This window comes from Streptomyces rhizosphaerihabitans, from assembly GCF_025399795.1.
In the GTDB taxonomy this organism is placed as follows: domain Bacteria; phylum Actinomycetota; class Actinomycetes; order Streptomycetales; family Streptomycetaceae; genus Streptomyces; species Streptomyces rhizosphaerihabitans.
Window position 1 is genome coordinate 39,948 of the sequence record NZ_JAODTZ010000013.1, and the last position, 14,662, is coordinate 54,609.

The 14,662-nt window shown below is 71.9% G+C and carries 14 protein-coding genes; 2 read left to right on the forward strand and 12 right to left on the reverse strand.

Annotated elements, in window-relative coordinates:
• Positions 1–198: 198 nt before the first annotated feature.
• The 11 genes from N4G66_RS15385 to N4G66_RS15435 form a co-directional block, all read right to left on the reverse strand.
• Positions 199–774 (reverse strand): amino-acid N-acetyltransferase, encoded by a 576-nt coding sequence (locus N4G66_RS15385; protein ID WP_261704659.1) that lies wholly within the window; start codon positions 772–774, stop codon positions 199–201.
• A gap of 9 nt (positions 775–783) precedes the next feature.
• Positions 784–1,200 carry a BlaI/MecI/CopY family transcriptional regulator gene (locus N4G66_RS15390; RefSeq protein ID WP_391858824.1) on the reverse strand — a complete coding sequence of 139 codons (417 nt, stop codon included), beginning with the start codon at positions 1,198–1,200 and terminating at the stop codon, positions 784–786.
• A gap of 193 nt (positions 1,201–1,393) precedes the next feature.
• On the reverse strand, positions 1,394–1,579 hold the full coding sequence (locus tag N4G66_RS15395; protein ID WP_261704661.1) for a hypothetical protein: 186 nt from the start codon (positions 1,577–1,579) through the stop codon (positions 1,394–1,396).
• Positions 1,580–1,592: 13 nt separating this feature from the next.
• Positions 1,593–2,189: a hypothetical protein gene (locus tag N4G66_RS15400; protein WP_261704789.1), complete on the reverse strand. Its 597-nt coding sequence runs from the start codon at positions 2,187–2,189 to the stop codon at positions 1,593–1,595.
• A gap of 169 nt (positions 2,190–2,358) precedes the next feature.
• Complete coding sequence (locus N4G66_RS15405) at positions 2,359–3,996, reverse strand: LPXTG cell wall anchor domain-containing protein (RefSeq protein ID WP_261704662.1); 1,638 nt, start codon at positions 3,994–3,996, stop codon at positions 2,359–2,361.
• 167 nt (positions 3,997–4,163) lie between these two features.
• Positions 4,164–5,825 (reverse strand): hypothetical protein, encoded by a 1,662-nt coding sequence (locus N4G66_RS15410; RefSeq protein ID WP_261704663.1) that lies wholly within the window; start codon positions 5,823–5,825, stop codon positions 4,164–4,166.
• Positions 5,826–5,943: 118 nt separating this feature from the next.
• Positions 5,944–6,741, reverse strand: a complete 798-nt coding sequence (locus N4G66_RS15415) for a type III pantothenate kinase (RefSeq protein ID WP_261704664.1) — start codon at positions 6,739–6,741, stop codon at positions 5,944–5,946.
• A gap of 8 nt (positions 6,742–6,749) precedes the next feature.
• Entirely contained in the window at positions 6,750–7,727 is a 978-nt protein-coding gene (gene nadC, locus N4G66_RS15420) for a carboxylating nicotinate-nucleotide diphosphorylase (protein ID WP_261704665.1), read from the reverse strand.
• A gap of 5 nt (positions 7,728–7,732) precedes the next feature.
• Positions 7,733–9,502, reverse strand: coding sequence for an L-aspartate oxidase (locus N4G66_RS15425; protein ID WP_261704666.1), 1,770 nt, complete (start codon positions 9,500–9,502; stop codon positions 7,733–7,735).
• Positions 9,499–10,491: a pantoate--beta-alanine ligase gene (gene panC, locus N4G66_RS15430; protein WP_261704667.1), complete on the reverse strand. Its 993-nt coding sequence runs from the start codon at positions 10,489–10,491 to the stop codon at positions 9,499–9,501. The genes N4G66_RS15425 and panC overlap by 4 nt, the downstream gene beginning before the upstream one ends.
• Complete coding sequence (locus tag N4G66_RS15435) at positions 10,488–11,426, reverse strand: Rossmann-like and DUF2520 domain-containing protein (RefSeq protein ID WP_261704668.1); 939 nt, start codon at positions 11,424–11,426, stop codon at positions 10,488–10,490. Before N4G66_RS15435 ends, panC begins: the two co-directional genes overlap by 4 nt.
• Positions 11,427–11,646: 220 nt before the next feature.
• On the opposite strand from N4G66_RS15435, the gene N4G66_RS15440 reads away from it, so the two are divergent.
• Positions 11,647–12,858, forward strand: coding sequence for a threonine aldolase family protein (locus tag N4G66_RS15440; RefSeq protein ID WP_261704669.1), 1,212 nt, complete (start codon positions 11,647–11,649; stop codon positions 12,856–12,858).
• Between the two features lie 209 nt (positions 12,859–13,067).
• Here N4G66_RS15440 and N4G66_RS15445 read toward each other — a convergent pair whose 3' ends face one another.
• Positions 13,068–13,286, reverse strand: coding sequence for a hypothetical protein (locus N4G66_RS15445; protein ID WP_261704670.1), 219 nt, complete (start codon positions 13,284–13,286; stop codon positions 13,068–13,070).
• A gap of 167 nt (positions 13,287–13,453) precedes the next feature.
• Between N4G66_RS15445 and N4G66_RS15450 the strand changes: the two genes are divergently transcribed.
• Complete coding sequence (locus N4G66_RS15450) at positions 13,454–14,560, forward strand: DUF5937 family protein (protein ID WP_261704671.1); 1,107 nt, start codon at positions 13,454–13,456, stop codon at positions 14,558–14,560.
• Positions 14,561–14,662 lie beyond the last annotated feature (102 nt).

Genomic DNA, 14,662 nt, shown 5'->3' on the forward strand with positions numbered 1-14,662 from the left:
CAAGGAGGGTCCGCGGCGTCCGCCGTTTCGCCGTCCCTTGTTATATGCAGTACTGCAGTACGTCGGAAAGCAAACCGCTTTTGCTGGAAAAACACAAACCCCTGGCGCAGACTCACTGGACACTGCCCGCCCGGAAACGTGCGCGTTTCGGACATAGGGAACGTGGGCAGCGCACTCCGCCGGAATAGCCGGCCGCGATCACAGATGCAGAAGCATCCGGCTGTTGCCCAAGGTGTTCGGTTTCACTCGTTCGAGACCGAGGAACTCTGCCACGCCCTCGTCATAGGAACGCAGGAGCTCGGCGTACACATCGGTGTCGACGGGTGTCTCACCGATCTCCACGAAGCCGTGCTTCGCGAAGAAGGCGACTTCGAAGGTCAGACAGAAAACCCGTCGAACGCCGAGCCAGCGCGCGGTCTGCAGCAACTTCTCCAGCAACTGATGCCCGACGCCCAGACCCTTGACCGCGGGGTTCACCGCGAGAGTACGGACTTCCGCGAGGTCTTCCCACATCACGTGCAGGGCGCCGCAGCCGACCACCTCAGTAGTTGAGCCCGCGTCGCGTTCCGCGACCCAGAACTCCTGGATGTCCTCGTAAAGGGTGACCGTGGGTTTGTCGAGCAGGATACGGCGGCGCACGTTCGCGTCAAGGAGTCCGCGTACGGCCGCGACATCACTGGTCCTGGCCCGCCGGACGGTGACGGCTTTCGCGGTGACTTGGGGATCCTGTGCCGGAAGCTCTGCCGGAACCTCCGCGGGACGCTCTGCTGGCATGAGCGGACGCTATCGCCCGGAGGCGTCCCCGTCGGCGGCGGGGTTCTCCTCGGAGGGCTCGGGCACCGGTGGCCTTTCGGCGGCTTCGGAAGCTTGTGGTTCGGGCCCTTGCACCATCCGTACGGCATCCCTGAGCGCGACCCGCTGTTCCTCGCTCATCATCCCGAAGAACGCGACGAGAGCGGCCGCCGGGTTGTCGCTCTGCGACCAGGCGTCGTTCATCAGCGCCGCCGAGTAGGCGGCCCGCGTGGAGACGGCCTCATATCGATAGGCCCGGCCTTCCGCCTCGCGGCGCACCCAGCCCTTCTGATGGAGATTGTCCAAAACGGTCATCACCGTGGTGTAGGCGATGGTCCGTTCCTGTTGAAGGTCTTCCAGGACTTCCCGAACGGTCACCGGGCGGTTCCACTTCCACACCCGCGTCATGACCGCGTCTTCGAGTTCTCCCAATGGGCGAGGCACAGTTCAGAACAATAGTGGGAGATGGTCAACAAAAAGGGCGTACGACTCGAAGAACGTATGAAACGTCCGAGTCGTACGCCCGTGACAACGCGGTGCGGTGCGGGACGGCCGCAGCCGAAGGGTGCTCGGCGGAACCGCGCGCGAGGCCTCCCGGGGCTCAGGCCCCGGCGTCCTTGGGGGCCTGAGCCTGCTGGGCGGCCTCCACGCGCGCGAGGGCGGCGTCGACGACACCGTCCTCCTTGGCCTTGTTGGCCCCGCCCTGACTCTTCACGATCGTCACGATGAGCCCGATGAAGAACACGGCCATCACTACGGGGGGCACGAGCGCGGAGACGTAGTCCATGGCTCCAGAGTAGCTAGCCCGCCGCGAGTTGCTGCGGCGGGTTCGCCGGAGGCGGCCCGGGCTTGCGCCTCGGCGGGAAGACCTCGCCCGGGGTGGGGACGGGGCGGTCCGGACGCGGTGTCCCGGCCGGCGGCTGGGACTGCGGTTTCGGCTCGGGCTTCTTGGCCGGCTCGTCGGCGGCGCGGCCTCCGGGCAGGGCCAGCAGCCGGGTGCGGGACGACGGGACCGAGGCGACCGCGCGGCCCGCGAGCCGGGCGCGCACGTCCTGCTCGGCGAGGACCCGGCAGCGGTCCAGGAGGGCCGCCGCGGTGGGGTTGCCGCGCAGCGCGCGGAGTGCGGCGAGGTCGTCGGGGTTCGGCCGGTACCCGGAGGTGAGGACCTCCTCCAGGAGGACGAGATAGCCGGCGGCGGTGCCCGGCAACGCGGCCCGGTAGCGGGCGAGGTCGTCCAGCAGGAAGGTCCGGAGCCTGGCTCCCTCGCAGGCCGCCTCGTCGACCGACTCGGCGAGGCGGAGGCAGTCCTGGACGTCCTCGGCCGAGACGGGACTGGGGTGCAGGGCGAGGGCGAGGGCACGACGGAGCACACGCAGCTCCTCCGCACCGAACGCCATGCCGCCGTGGGATCCGTAGGGAGTGGGCATGAAAGTGACGATACGCACCGAATGCGAAGAATCAGACGAATATACTTCTTGCGGCGTGGCACGGGCCCGCCATTCGGACCACGGAGGTCCGCACGGCAGGCCCGGCGGGGGCAGGGGTCACGTCACGGGACCCCGGCGCTCAGCGTGCCGCTCGGCGGCGCAGGCCGAGGAACAGGCCACCGCCGAGAAGCAGGGCCGACGCCGACGCCGCGGCCGCGAGCGTCACCGAGTCCATGCCCGTCTCGGCCAGCTCCCCCTGCCCGGCGTCGACGCCGGTGCCGCCGGAGCCCTGCGCGCTGGGCGTATCGCCGGGGCCCTCGGTGCCGCCCGCGCCATCACTGCCCGAACCCCGGCCCGATGCGCTGACAACGATGGACGCGGTGTTGTTGCTCTGGTGGGGGTCGCTCCACAGCACCTCGACGCGGCCCGGCTTCAGAGCGGCCGGATCGACCACGCGCAGTCCGAACGTCCAGGACGTCCGCTGGCCCGGGTCGATCCAGAAGTCCTGCTCGGTGTTCATGACGCAGTCGTAGTAGACGGCGTCGTGCTTGTCCGTGAACTTGTGACAGTGCTCGGGAACGGTGGCGGCCTCCGTCCCGGCCGGGAGATAGACATGCGTCTGGTACGGCGGGTCCTCGCCCGGCTCGCTGCCGTTCCACGGCTGCATCCCGGCGGGACCGTTGTTGCGTACACCGACCGTGGCCGTCACCGGCTCCCCGGCCGTCCTCTGCCGCACGGTGGTCCCCAGGGCCTGGATGTCCGCGGTGTTGTCGACGGAGAATCGGGTGTAGTCCCCGTTGCTGCTCTGCGGCACACCCGGCGGTGCGGAGGCCGGGCGCGGCGTCAGCTTCAGCTCAGCGCCGGCTCCGCGGTGGTAGCCGTCCTGCCCACCCAACCGCATGTCAGGCACGTAGTGGACGGCAAGCTCACCGGAGAGCACCGCCGAGTCGACCGTCATCGAGCCCAGATCCACATCGTAGGAACCGCTCACGTCGGCCGGGCCCTTGACCACACAGTGCGCCAGGCCGCTCCCATGGGTGGAGTCGCCCCAGGCACGGTATTCGCAGTTGTTGAACTCCTGGCCGGGCGTCACGCCTTCGTACCGGACGGAAAAGCCCACACTCTCCTGCGGAGTGGCACCGTGGTTCGTGAACCCGCCCATCACCTTCAGGGAGGTTCCCGGCTTCACCTTCTCGCTGGCGGGCGTGCGCTCCAGCCGGTCGAGAACCACGCCCGCGTCGGGAACCGTCACCTTGATCGTCCGGGTCGCGAGCTGGACCCCGTGCGACTCGACGGTCATACGGATCTCGCCCGAGGCACCGACCACCGCGCCCTTCGCGCGCCGCAGCCCGAGGTCGTACGAGGCGGACCCGCCGGGCTCGAGCGACTCCTTGCCCGTCGTGCAGACCAGGACGCGGTCCGCCTGCTCCGGGCAGCCCGTCACATCGGCGACACCCGTGAGCGACGTGGTGTCGAGGGTGAGCGTGTAGGAGTCGACCGTCGTCGTTCCCTTGTTGCGCACGCCCGCGTACAGACCCTCGGAATTCTGATCGTCGTACGGATATGCCTTCGCGTCCGTCGGGCTCACCAGCACGACGCCGGTGCCGGCGGGCACCGACGCCCCCGCCGCCGGCCCGCCGCCCCTCACCGCGTCCCCGTTCGCGGCCGCCGGTCCGGTCGACGCGCCCGTCAGCACCGTCGCCACGACGAGGGCGCACACGGCCGGCCACGCGAACCCCGCGCCGGCCGTTCCGGCGCGTACCGGAATCGATCTCATGGAGACTCCCTCGGTGGCTCACGGCACCGGGAGACCCCCGGTGATGCCGCCCGGGACGACCCCGGACGCCGCCGAAAGGTTGTACGAACCCCGCATCACCACAAGCAGCTCCACACGTGTCGTGCCCGCCGCAGGTCCGCGGCGGGCACGACAGAGGACACTGATGCTCAGCGCTGCCCGCGGCGGCGCAGACCGAGGACCAGCCCCCCGCCGAGGAGCAGGGCCACGACCGACCCCGCGGCCGCGAGCGCCGTCGCCGGGCTCGCTCCGGTCGCGGCCAGCGGCCCGTTCCCGGTGCCTCCCGTCGCCGTACCGGCGCCGGAGCCCTGCGCCCCGCCGGAGGCCGCGGACGTACCTCCCGAGCCCGAGGAGCCCGCCGTACCGCCTGTACCGCCCGAGCCGCCCGAGCCGCCCGAGCCGCCCGCCGCACCGCCCGTGCCCGAGGCGTTGCCCGGGACGCGGACGACGATCGCCGCGGTGTTGTTGGTCTTGTCGGGATCGACCGACAGCGAATCCACCGTGATCCGGCCCGGCTTCAGCTTGGCGGGATCGACGACGCGCAGGTCGAAGTCCCACTTCGTGTACTGGCCCGGGTCGATCCAGTAGTCGTCGACATCCCCGTAGCACTCGTAATAGTCGAGGACGCCGTGCTTCGTGAACTTGTGGCAGGCCTTGGGAGTGGTGACCGCCTCCGTCCCGGCCGGGATGTAGACGCGGGTCTCGTACGGCGCGTCCTCGCCCGGCTCGCTGCCGGTCCAGGCGAGCATCCCGGCGGGACCGTTGTTGCGCACGCCCACCGTGAACCTCACCGGGTCCCCGGCCTTCTTCTGCCGCACCGTGGCCCCCACGGCCTGGATGTCCGCGGTGTTGTCGACCTGGAAGCTCGTGACCCCTTGCGTCTGCGGCTCCCCCGGGGGCGCGGAGGCGGGCCGGGGCGTCGGCCTCAACTCACGGCCGGTGCCGCGGTGGTGGGCCTGGCCGTCCCAATCGTGCTCCGCCTTCCCGTACGAAACCGAGAGGGATCCCTCCAGCACGGCGGTGTCGGCGGTCACCGAGCCCAGGTCCAGATCGTACGATCCGTCGACGGCGAACGGGCCCTTAAAGACGCAGGAGACCGTACCGCCGCCGTGCGCGGTGCCGTGGGAGGTCGAGTACTCGCAGTTGCTGAACTCCTCGTCGGGTGTCAGACCGTCGTAGTACATGTAGAGACCCATGGTGTCCTGCGCGGCGGCACCGTAGTTCGTGAACCCGCTCGTCACCTTCATGGAGGTTCCCGGCTTCACCTTCTCGCTGCCGGGCGTGCGCTCCAGCCGGTCGAGGGGCAAGCCCGCGTCGGGAACCGTCACCTTGATCGTCCGCGTCGCGAGCTGTACCCCGTGCGACTCGACGGTCATGCGGATCTCGCCCGAGGCACCGACCACCGCGTTCTTCGCACGCCGCAGGTCGACCGGGTGGGCGCGGCCCCCACGGGGCGAGATGATTCCGTCCGAGTCGCAGACCCGGACGGGGTCCGCTGGCTTCCAGCACGCCGTCACATCGGCGATGCCCTTGAGCGAGGTGGCGTCGACGGTGAGCTTGTAGGAGTCGATCGTCGTCGTCCCCGTGTTGCGCACCCACACATCCATCGGAAGTCCGTAGGACTTGTACGGGAAGGCCTCCGCGGTCGCCGGACTGTCCAGCACCACACGGGTGCCGGCCGGCGGCGTGGGCGCCCCCGCCGCCGATCCGGTGGACACGCCCGTCAGGGCCGTCGCCGCGGCAAGGGCGCACACGGCCGACCGGGCCCATCTCCTGCCGGCGGTTCTGGCCGCAGTCGGAACCGATCTCATCCGAACTCCCTCTGGTGGTCCAGGGCCTCGGGACACCCCCGAAGTCACCCGCGATGACCCTGAACCCCACCAGAAGGTTGTATGAACTCCGCGCGAACACGGAGTCGGCCGTGCCGCCCTAGCTTCGGGACACGTTCCTCTCGTAGACCAGGCGCAGCCCGATCAGCGTCAGCCAAGGCTCGTGCTCGTCGATCACCGAGGACTCGCCGAGGACCATCGGAGCCAGGCCGCCCGTGGCTATCACCGTGACGTCCTCGGGATCGTCGGCGAGCTCGCGCGCCATCCGGTTCACGACCCCGTCGACCTGGCCCGCGAACCCGTAGATGATGCCGGACTGCATCGCCTCGACGGTGTTCTTGCCGATCACCGCGCGCGGCCGGGCCACCTCGATCTTCCGCAGCTGCGCGCCCTTGACGCCGAGCGCCTCGACGGAGATCTCGATGCCGGGAGCGATGACACCGCCGACGTATTCACCCCGCGCGCTGACCGCGTCGAACGTGGTCGCGGTACCGAAGTCGACGACGATCGCCGGTCCCCCGTACAGCTCGACGGCCGCCACGGCGTTGATGATCCGGTCGGCGCCGACCTCCTTGGGGTTGTCCGTGAGGATCGGCACGCCCGTCTTGACGCCGGGCTCGACGAGGACGGCGGGGACATCGCCGTAGTAGCGCCGCGTCACCTCGCGCAGCTCGTGCAGCACGGACGGCACGGTGGCGCAGATCGCGATGCCGTCGATGCCGTCGCCGAGCTCCTCGCCGAGCAGCGGGTGCATGCCCATGAGGCCCTGGAGCAGCACGGCGAGTTCGTCGGCGGTCCGGCGCGAGTCGGTGGAGATGCGCCAGTGCTCGACGATCTCCTCCCCGTCGAAGAGGCCGAGGACCGTGTGGGTGTTGCCTACGTCGATGGTCAGCAGCATGGTCGCGGTTACTCCGCCGCTCGCAGGTCGAGACCGATGTCGAGGATCGGGGAGGAGTGCGTGAGCGCGCCCACGGCCAGGAAGTCGACGCCGGTCCGCGCGTACGCGGCGGCGTTGTCGAGGGTGAGCCGCCCTGACGCCTCCAGGAGGGCCCGGCCCTCGACGACGCCCACCGCCTCCTCGCACTCGAGAGGCGTGAAGTTGTCCAGCAGGATCAGATCGGCGCCCGCGTCCACGACCTCGCGCAGCTGGTGCAGGGTGTCGACCTCGACCTCGACCGGGACCTCCGGGAACATCTCCCGTACGGCCTTGAAGGCCTGGGCCACGCCGCCGGCGGCGACCACGTGGTTGTCCTTGACCAGCGCGGCGTCGGCGAGCGACATGCGGTGGTTGACGCCGCCGCCGCAGCGCACCGCGAACTTCTCCAGGGAGCGCAGGCCCGGGGTCGTCTTGCGGGTGTCCCGCACGCGGGTCTTGGTGCCCTCCAGGGCGTCCGCCCACGCGCGCGTGGCGGTCGCGATGCCGGACAGGCGGCACAGGAGGTTCAGGGCGCTGCGTTCGGCCGTCAGCAGGTCGCGGGTGCGCGTGGTGACGGTCAGCAGCTTCTGGCCGGCCTCGACGCGGTCGCCGTCCTCGACGTGCCGCTCGACCTCGAACTCGTCGGTGCAGATCACGGAGATGACGGCCTCGGCGACCCGCAGGCCCGCGACGACGCCCGCGTCCCGGGCGGTGAAGTCGCCTGTGGAGACGGCGCCCTCGGGAATGGTCGCGACCGTCGTCACGTCCACGCCGTGGTCGAGGTCCTCCTGGATCGACACGTTCGCGATGTCCTCGACCTCCAGGGGGTCGAGACCGGCGTCGGCGAGGAGCTGGGCGAGCGCGGGGTCGAGGCCGCACTCCAGGTACTCCTCGTCCGTGTCGGCGCCGCAGCCGCAGCCGTCGCCGCAGCCGCCGCTCTGGGCGAGGGGAAGGTCGTGGGTGCTCACTTCGGTCACTGCTCCTGGGGACGGGACTGGGGCGCCGCGTGGGGCTGCCGGGATGTCGGGGGGAAGTCTGCGGTATCGGTGGTCCGGACCGCGAGCGTCCGGTCGGGATTCAGCCGTACGACGATGTGGCGGCGCCACTGGGCGTCGTCCCGGTCGGCGTGGTCCTCACGCCAGTGGCAGCCCCGGGTCTCCTCGCGCAGGAGGGCGGCGGCGACCAGGACGCGGGCCACGCACAGCAGGTTGGTGGCCTCCCAGGTGTCGACGCCGGGCTCGGAGGTCTTGCCGTTCTCGTCGAGGGCGTCCCGCGCGTCGGTGTGCAGCCGCTGGAGCTGGTCGGCCGCGGTCGAAAGGGACTCGGCGGAGCGCAGCACACCGGCGCCCAGGGTCATGATCCGCTGGATCGCGAACCGGTCCTCGGGGGCGAGCAGCGGGTGCGCGGGCTTCTGGGGGTGCGGGACGGGTTCGGGCACGCGCGCGTGCAGACCGTCCTCGGCGTGGCTCGTCGCGATGTCGGCGGCGATGCGCTCGGCGTAGACCAGGCCTTCCAGCAGCGAGTTGGAGGCGAGCCGGTTGGCGCCGTGGACACCGGTGCAGGCGACCTCGCCGCACGCGTACAGGCCGGGGACCGTGGTGCGGCCCCGGGCATCGGTCCGCACGCCTCCGGAGGCGTAGTGCGCTGCGGGGGCGACCGGGACGGGCTCGGTCACCGGGTCGATGCCGTTGGCGCGGCAGGCGGCCAGGATGGTGGGGAAGCGGTGCTCCCACATGGCGGCGCCGAAGTGCCGGGCGTCGAGGAACATGTGCTCGGCGTCCTGCTCCTGCATCCGGCGCGTGATGCCCTTGGCGACGATGTCCCGGGGCGCCAGTTCGGCCAGCTCGTGCTGGCCCACCATGAAGCGCACGCCGTCACCGTCGACCAGGTGGGCGCCCTCGCCGCGTACCGCCTCGGAGACCAGCGGCTGCTGGCCCTCCGCGTCGGCTCCGAGGAAGAGCACGGTCGGGTGGAACTGGACGAATTCGAGGTCGGAGACCTCGGCGCCCGCGCGCAGGGCGAGGGCCACGCCGTCGCCCGTGGAGACGGACGGGTTGGTGGTGGCGGAATAGACCTGCCCCATGCCGCCGGTCGCGAGGACCACGGCGGGGGCGTGCACGGCGCCCACCCCGTCGTGCTGGCCCTCTCCCATGACGTGCAGGGTCACGCCCGCGGTGCGGCCGGCGGCGTCCGTGAGGAGGTCGAGGACGAGCGCGTTCTCGACCGTGCGCAGGCCCCGCGCGCGCACCGCCTCGACGAGGGCCCGGGAGATCTCGGCACCCGTCGCGTCGCCGCCGGCGTGCGCGATGCGGCGCCGGTGGTGGCCGCCCTCGCGGGTGAGTTCGAGTCCGCCCTCGGAGGTTTCGTCGAAGTGGGCGCCGGTCGCGATGAGCCGGCGGACCGCGTCGGGGCCCTCGGTGACGAGGATGCGCACGGCCTCCTCGTCGCACAGGCCCGCGCCCGCGACCAGGGTGTCGTCGAGGTGCTGCTCGGGGGTGTCGCCGTCACCGAGCGCGGCGGCGACGCCGCCCTGCGCCCAGCGCGTGGAGCCGTCGTCCAGACGTGCCTTGGTGACGACGACGGTCCTCAGCCCCGCTGCCTCGCAGCGCAGGGCCGCGGTGAGACCGGCGACGCCGGATCCGACGATCACGACGTCCGCGGTGAGGGCCCAGCCGGGGGCGGGCGCGTGCAGTCGTATGCCGGTAGCGGTGGCTGTGTCTGAACCTGTGCCTTTGCCGGTCACGAGGCGGCTCCGAAGGTGAGGGGGATGTTGTCGATCAGCCGGGTCGTCCCGACCCGGGCGGCGACGGCGAGGACCGCCTCGCCGGTGAAGTCGTCCGGGATCTCCGTGAAGTCGTCAGGGTCGACGAGAGCGAGATAGTCCACGACCAGCGGCGGCTGCATGCGGGCCGCCTCCTCCAGGATCAGCCGGGCCGCCGAACGGACGCCGCCGGGCCAGCCGGGGACGGCCTTCGCGACGGCGTGCGCGTCGGCCGCGGCCCGGGACTCTCCTATGGCGCTGAGGGCCTCGGCACGCGCACGCGTGGCGGGCACCTCGAGGGCCCGCGCGCGCAGCGCCTCCTGGGCGGCGTGCCGGTCGCGGCCCGCGAACAGGGCCTGCGAGAGGGCGAGCGCGGTGCGCCGCTCTCCGGCCGAGAGGTAGCGGTTGCGGCTGGAGAGGGCGAGTCCGTCCTCCTCGCGCACGGTGGGGACACCGGCGATCTCCACGCCGAAGTTCAGGTCGCGCGCCATGCGCCGGATCAGGGCCAGCTGCTGGGCGTCCTTCTGGCCGAAGAGCGCCACGTCGGGGCGGGTGAGGTGCAGCAGCTTGGCGACGACGGTGAGCATGCCGTCGAAGTGGCCGGGCCGCACGGAGCCCTCCAGGCGCTCGCCCATCGGTCCCGCGGAGATCCGGACCTGGGGCTCGCCGCCGGGGTAGACCTCGTCCACGGAGGGTGCGAACACGACGTCCGCACCCGCCTGTTCGGCGATCTTCAGGTCGGCGTCGAGGGTGCGCGGGTAGCGGTCGAGGTCCTCGCCCTGACCGAACTGAAGGGGGTTCACGAAGACGGTCACGACCACTTCGCCCCCGTCACCGGCGATCTCACGGGCGGTGCGGATCAGGGTGGCGTGGCCCTCGTGGAGGGCGCCCATGGTCATCACCACGGCCCGGCGGCCGGCGCGGGCACGCGCGTGCAGTTCGTCGGCGGTACGCAGCAGGGCGGTGGTCATCGGGCGTCTCCCTCGGTTCCCTGGGTCCCGTCCGTCCCGTCGGCGAGTACCCCCAGGAGGTCCTCGGCGAGTTCCGGCTTGAGCAGTCCGTGGGCGAGCGCGCGGTCGGCGGTCGCGCGGGCCATCGCCAGATAACCGGCGACCGTCCCCGGGGCGTGCTCGCGCAGCTCGGCGACGTGCGCGGCGACCGTGCCCGCGTCCCCGCGCGCGACGGGTCCGGTCAGCGCCGCGTCGCCCGATCGGAGCGCGTTGTCCAGAGCGGCGCCGAGCAGCGGGCCCAGCATCCGGTCGGGGGCCTCGACACCGGCGGTGCGCAGCAGCTCCATCGACTCGGCGACCAGGGTCACCAGGTGGTTGGCGCCGAGCGCGAGGGCCGCGTGGTAGAGCGGCCGGGACTCCTCGGCGATCCACTCGGGCTCGCCGCCCATCTCGATCACCAGGGCTTCGGCCGCCATCCGCAGCTGCTCGGGCGCGGTGACCCCGAAGGAGCATCCGGCGAGCCGCTGGACGTCCACGGGGGTGCCTGTGAACGTCATCGCGGGATGCAGGGCGAGCGGCAGCGCGCCCGCCCTGAGGGCCGGGTCGAGCACCCGCGCCCCGTACCGCCCGGAGGTGTGCACCAGCAGCTGCCCGGGGCGGACGGCGCCCGTCTCGGCGAGCCCTTCGACGAGCCCGGGGAGGGCGTCGTCGGGAACGGTCAGCAGCACCAGCTCGGCGCGCTCCAGGACCTGCGCCGGGGACACCAGCGGCACGTCGGGCAGGAGCTGCGCGGCACGCCGCCTGGAGGCGTCGGAGACGCCGGAGACGGCCACCGGGCGATGTCCGGCGAGCTGGAGCGCCGCGGCGAGCGCGGGTCCGACGCGGCCGGCGCCGACGACGCCGACGGTCAGCCGCGCGGGGCGGTCCTTGGGCTCTGGCTGGGGAAACGTACTCACTCGACGGCAGCCTTCCGTTCCAGTCCGCTCGGGGTACCGGACGATTTCTCGTCATGTTAACGCGATTGGTTCGAGGGCAGTTCGGCCGTCCACAGGCTGTGGGTTTCCGCGGGCCTCGGGAAAAGCACGTGCGCCGACCGCGTGAACGGGATTTCCGCAGGTCACCGGCGCGCGGAAAATCGGGGTGCCCGGCCGGGCGCGATCGGGACATCATCCTGGGATGAGCGATACGGCGGCACAGAGCGGGACGGAGCCTGCGGAGCAGGCCGGGGAGGAGACGGCCAAGCTGTCTCCCGAGGAGCGGTTCGAGCGGCGCGTCACCGCCTGGAAGGCGGCCGAGCGGGTGCTGTGGCGGCCCGGTCACCAGCAGACGCTCCGCGAGCGCCTTGCCTGGCTGAGCGAGGCCGCGGGCGAGGTGTGCGACCTCGACGGGCGGGTCGACATGTACGGCGACGGCCTCGTCGAGGCCTTGGAGGAGCGGGTCGCCGCGCTGCTGGGCATGGAGGCGGCGGTCTTCTTCCCGACCGGGACAATGGCCCAGCAGGTCGCCCTGCGCTGCTGGGCGGGCCGGACCGGCGACGCGACCGTGGCGCTGCACCCCCTCAATCACCCCGAAGTCCATGAACGACAGGCGTTCAGCCAGGTCAGCGGCTTGCGCCCGGTCCGTCTGACGGACGAGCCCCGGATGCCGACCGCCGAGGAGGTACGGGACTTCCCCGAGCCGTTCGGAGCGCTGCTGCTGGAGCTGCCGCTCAGGGACGCCGGTTTCGTCCTGCCCTCCTGGGAAGAACTGACCGAGGTCGTGGAGGCCGCCCGGGAGCGCGACGCGGTGGTCCACTTCGACGGGGCCCGGCTGTGGGAGTGCACCCCGCACTTCGACCGCCCCCTGAGCGAGATCGCGGGCCTGGCGGACAGCGTGTACGTCTCGTTCTACAAGTCGCTCGGCGGTTTCGGCGGCGCCGCGGTCGCGGGGCCGAAGACACTCGTGGACGAGGCGAAGACCTGGCGGCACCGGTACGGCGGCATGATCATCCAGCAGTTCCCGACCGTCCTGTCGGCACTGATCGGCCTGGAGCGGGAGCTGCCCCGGCTGCCGGAATACGTCGCCCACGCGCGCGTGGTGGCCGGTGCCCTGCGCGAGGGCTTCACGGAGGCCGGGGTCCCCTGGGCCCGCGTCCACCCGGAGGAGCCGCACACCCACCAGTTCCAGGTCTGGCTGCCGTACGAGCCGGACGTCCTCGGGGACGCGGCGCTGCGGCACGTCGAGGAGACGAGGACGGGCCTCTTCGCCCAGGGCTGGAACCGCGGCGGCCCCGGACTCGCCTACACCGAGGTCACGGTGGCCGGGCCGGGTCTGGAGTGGACGGCGGACGACGTCAGGGCGGCGGTCCGGACGTTCGTGAAGCGGCTGCCGGGCGGGATCACCGAGTAGCACGGGGTCACTGAGTGGCACGGGGTCACCGGACGGCTCGTCGGAGCGGTACGGGGGCGGGCTCGGCACGACAGCACACACGCCCGGCACGGCGGCACATCCGGGACTGCCCGGCAGCGCATTCGGGACGGCCCGGCAGCGCATTCGGGACAGCCGCACGGTTGCCCGGCCCGTACTGCCACCAGGGGCGATCGGGGTGGCCGCGGAGGTCAGCCGGCCGGGTGCCGGTGCTGTCCGTGCAGCCACCGGGTGAGAGCGCCGCGTATCCGGCCGTGGGCCGGATGCCCGGCCACGACGGCCCGGAACTGCCGGTAGTCGCGCAGCTCCCGCGCGACCTCCCAGTCGTGGCTGCCGGGTGCCGGAGGCGCCGCTTCCCCGTGCTGCGCGGCCCGGTAGGTGTCCAGGAGGTACTGCTGCGTGATGCTCATGACCGATCGCCTCTCGGGACGAGGGATGGGACCGAAGGACCTGCGCGAAATGCCCTGGATGCCCCGGATGCTCAAGATTGCGCCTGATCGCCACGGCTGTCGCCTCGATTGACGGCCGCCGTCAATCGGCGGCGGCCGTTGTCGGTGGCGAGGTGCACCATGGGGACATGAGCGTGCACATCGAGATCGGCGGGCTGCGGCCGGAGCGGATCGCCGTCGTTCCGTCACCGCTTGCCGAGCTGGGGATGGCGCTGCACGCGCTGGCGGAGCCGGGACACCACCCCGGGCTGCAGGGCTGGGTGACGGGGGTGACCGCCCGGCTCGATCCCCATCTCGCGGACCGGATGTGCGAGGCGGACTTCCTGTGGCGGACGACGTTCTCGGACCTGTTCCTGGCGTGTGCGGGCGTCCCGGGCGGGGCCACGCTGCCGGGCGCGACGCTCGCCGAGGACCTGGACCTGCTGGACAAACTCACGGACGAGCAGTTCGTGGACGCGGCTCTGGAGTTCACCTGCGCGCTGGCCTACAGCTCCGCGGGGCCGCACGCCCTCTCCGACCCCGAGGTGCAGCGGCGCGCCGTGGATCTGGCCGCCTCGCGCGGGCCGCAGCAGACGCGGTTCACCGAGCGGCTGCTGGTGGACCCGCCGGGCGTGCGGGCCTGGCTGAGGCAGTTCCTGGAGGACTGCGAAGAGGCCTTCTTCGCCGAGACCTGGTCCCGGCTGCGCCACCCGCTCGCCGCGGAGGCCCGTCACAAGACCGATCTGCTCCGGCACAAGGGCCTGTCCGAGGCGCTGGCCTCCGTCTCCTCCGCCCTGTCCCTGGACGAGACGGCGCGGCGCATCACCGTCGACAAGCTGACCGAGGGGCGCACGGTCACGGCGGACGGCGGCCTGCTCCTCGTCCCCACCAGCCTCGGCCGCCCGCATCTGATGGTGCTGCACCGGTACCAGTGGCAGCCGGTGCTGCACTACCCCGTCAGCTCCCCCGAGCTCGCCACCCCGCCCTCCGTCGAACAGCTCACCCTGCGGATGACCGCCCTGTCCCACCCGGTCCGAATGCGTATCTGCCGCAACCTGGCACGCAGCGCGTACACCACCGGCGAGCTGGCCCAGGCGCACGGCATGACCGCACCGGAGATATCCCGGCACCTGGGCGTGCTCAAGAAGGCGGGCCTCATCACCACGCGGCGCCGCGGGCGGTATGTGCTGCACCAGCTCGACGTCAGCGTGGTGGCCCGGCTGGGCAGCGATTTCCTGGAGGGCATCCTCCGCTAGGACGCGACGGCGACAGACGGTCCGGGTGCACGGGTGCACCCGTGCACATGGCGGCACGCCGACCCGTACACACGGGCACGCGGGCCGCTGGAAACACCGCTC